A 3,315-nucleotide genomic window follows, 5' to 3' on the forward strand; every position below is an offset into this window, starting at 1 on the left:
ACCTCGCAGGTGTCTGCCAGCTGAAACGAACAGAGTTGTCCAAGTCAAGTACACTAACCCGAGCAGCCGAGAGGTTGCTCAAATTGTTCTTCATCTCCCGGGTGGGGCCGATGACCATCGGCAATCCGGGTTCCAAGATGAAGAGCGGGAAAAAATGTATGACTTTTGGTTCAGAAGAAGGACGCATTGCTTACCAGCTAGTGTGTCCGTGTGAGACGCAAGTCTTTCTCTTTCTGGATCAAATCAAGCGCGAGAAGGGCGTTTGGTGAATGCCTTGGCAGTAAGAGGCGATGAAAGACGTGATACTCTGCGATAAGTCATGGGGAGCTGAGAATAAGCTTTGATCCATGAATTTCTGAATGGGGGAACCCACCTGAAAGTTCACTATTACTACTTCGGTAGCTAATAGGGTTCTTAACCAGGTACTTTTAACCTGAATACATAGGGTTTTAAGAGCAAACCCGGGGAACTGAAACATCTAAGTACCCGGAGGAAAGGAAATCAATTGATACTCTGCTAGTAGCGGCGAGCGAACGCGGATCAGCCAAGCCTGATGAGTGAATAGAACGACCTGGGAAGGTCGGCCATAGAGGGTGATAGCCCCGTATATGAAGCTCTGAAGGATGTATTAAGTAGGGCGGAACACGTGAAATTCTGTCTGAAGATCGGAGGACCACCTTCGAAGGCTAAGTACTCCTTACTGACCGATAGTGAACCAGTACCGTGAGGGAAAGGTGAAAAGCACCCCGACGAGGGGAGTGAAACAGTACCTGAAACCGAACGCCTACAATCAGTTGGAGGCCCCTTGAGGGCTGACAGCGTACCTTTTGTATAATGGGTCATCGACTTGGTCTATCTAGCAAGCTTAAGCCGTTAGGTGTAGGCGCAGCGAAAGCGAGTCTTAATAGGGCGAATGAGTTAGATGGATCAGACCCGAAACCGAGTGATCTAGGCATGGCCAGGTTGAAGGTGCAGTAACATGCACTGGAGGACCGAACCCACATCTGTTGAAAAAGATCGGGATGAGCTGTGCCTAGGGGTGAAAGGCCAATCAAACTCGGAGATAGCTGGTTCTCTGCGAAATCTATTTAGGTAGAGCGTCATCTGAATACCCCGGGGGGTAGAGCACTGAATGGGTAATGGGGGCCTACAGCCTTACTGATCCTAATCAAACTCCGAATACCCGGGAGTACTAGATGGCAGACACACTGCGGATGCTAACGTCCGTAGTGGAGAGGGAAACAACCCTGACCTACGACTAAGGCCCCTAATTCATGGCTAAGTGGGAAAGCAGGTGGGACGACCAAAACAACCAGGAGGTTGGCTTAGAAGCAGCCATCCTTTAAAGATAGCGTAACAGCTCACTGGTCTAAATAAGTTGTCCTGCGGCGAAGATGTAACGGGGCTCAAGCCATGAGCCGAAGTCTAGGATGCACATAGTGCATGGTAGCAGAGCGTAGTGTGACATAGTTCCAATCCTCTTTAGCATTCTCCGGAATGTCATGGAGGATATGGAGCTTTCGATGAAGCCGGCGCGTGAGCGATCCGGTGGAGAGATCACTAGTGAGAATGATGACATGAGTAGCGACAAAGAGTGTGAGAGACACTCTCGCCGAAAGTCCAAGGGTTCCTGCTTAAAGCTAATCTGAGCAGGGTAAGCCGGCCCCTAAGCCGAGGGCGAAAGCCGTAGGCGATGGGAACTAGGTTAATATTCCTAGGCCAGGAGGATGTGACGGATCATGAAGGTTGTTTGCCCTTATCGGATTGGGCAGGCCGCTGATTGGTTCCTGGAAATAGCCCTCCATGAGACCGTACCCTAAACCGACACAGGTGGACTGGTAGAGCATACCAAGGCGCTTGAGAGAACGATGTTGAAGGAACTCGGCAAAATACCTCCGTAAGTTCGCGAGAAGGAGGCCCAGTTTCTACGCAAGTATTGGCTGGGGGCACAAACCAGGGGGTGGCGACTGTTTACTAAAAACACAGGGCTCTGCGAAGTCGCAAGACGACGTATAGGGTCTGACGCCTGCCCGGTGCCTGAAGGTTAAAAGGAGGGGTGAGAGCTCTGAATTGAAGCCCAGGTAAACGGCGGCCGTAACTATAACGGTCCTAAGGTAGCGAAATTCCTTGTCGGGTAAGTTCCGACCTGCACGAATGGCGTAACGACTTCCCCGCTGTCTCCAACATCGACTCAGCGAAATTGAATTACCTGTCAAGATGCAGGTTTCCCGCGGTTAGACGGAAAGACCCCGTGCACCTTTACTACAGCTTCACATTGGCATTAGGCCGAGCATGTGCAGGATAGGTGGTGGGCTTTGAAACTTCGACGCCAGTCGGAGTGGAGCCTCCCTTGAGATACCACCCTTGCTCTGCTTGATGTCTAACCGCGGTCCGTTATCCGGATCCGGGACCCTGTGTGGCGGGTAGTTTGACTGGGGCGGTCGCCTCCTAAAGTGTAACGGAGGCGCGCGAAGGTTGGCTCAGAGCGGTCGGAAATCGCTCGTTGAGTGCAATGGCAGAAGCCAGCCTGACTGCGAGACTGACAAGTCGAGCAGAGTCGAAAGACGGCCATAGTGATCCGGTGGTCCCGAGTGGAAGGGCCATCGCTCAACGGATAAAAGGTACGCCGGGGATAACAGGCTGATACTGCCCAAGAGTCCATATCGACGGCAGTGTTTGGCACCTCGATGTCGGCTCATCTCATCCTGGGGCTGGAGCAGGTCCCAAGGGTACGGCTGTTCGCCGTTTAAAGAGGTACGTGAGCTGGGTTTAGAACGTCGTGAGACAGTTCGGTCCCTATCTGCCGTGGGTGTAGGATACTTGAGAGGAGTTGCCCCTAGTACGAGAGGACCGGGGTGAACGAACCACTGGTGGACCAGTTGTCGTGCCAACGGCAGTGCTGGGTAGCTATGTTCGGACAGGATAACCGCTGAAGGCATCTAAGCGGGAAGCCCCCCTCAAAACAAGGTATCCCTGAGGGCCGAGGTAGACCACCTCGTCGATAGGCCAGAGATGTAAGTGCAGCAATGCATTCAGTTGACTGGTACTAATTGCCCGATAGGCTTGATTTGATCCAGTAAAAGAAAGACTGGTACCAATTAAGTCATACACAACACAATCAGCGTACAAGACTTGGACAATACACGAGGCCGTTTACTCGGTTTGGTGATCATAGCGCGAGTGAAACACCCGGTCCCATCCCGAACCCGGCAGTTAAGCACCGTAGCGCCGATGGTACTGCATCTTAAGGTGTGGGAGAGTAGGTCATCGCCAGACCTAGTAAACGACCTCGTAAACGTATCTCTCAACGATGTT

Annotated in this window: 2 rRNA genes; both read left to right on the forward strand. The window is 52.1% G+C overall.

The window, feature by feature from the left end:
- Positions 1 to 241 precede the first annotated feature (241 nt).
- A 23S ribosomal RNA gene (locus PG871_RS20280) occupies positions 242 to 3,071 on the forward strand.
- A 90-nt stretch (positions 3,072 to 3,161) separates the two neighbouring features.
- Positions 3,162 to 3,276: ribosomal RNA gene (gene rrf, locus PG871_RS20285) — 5S ribosomal RNA — on the forward strand.
- The last annotated feature ends 39 nt before the right edge of the window (positions 3,277 to 3,315 follow it).

It is taken from the genome of Shimia sp. Alg240-R146, from assembly GCF_947331465.1.
Taxonomy (GTDB): domain Bacteria; phylum Pseudomonadota; class Alphaproteobacteria; order Rhodobacterales; family Rhodobacteraceae; genus Shimia.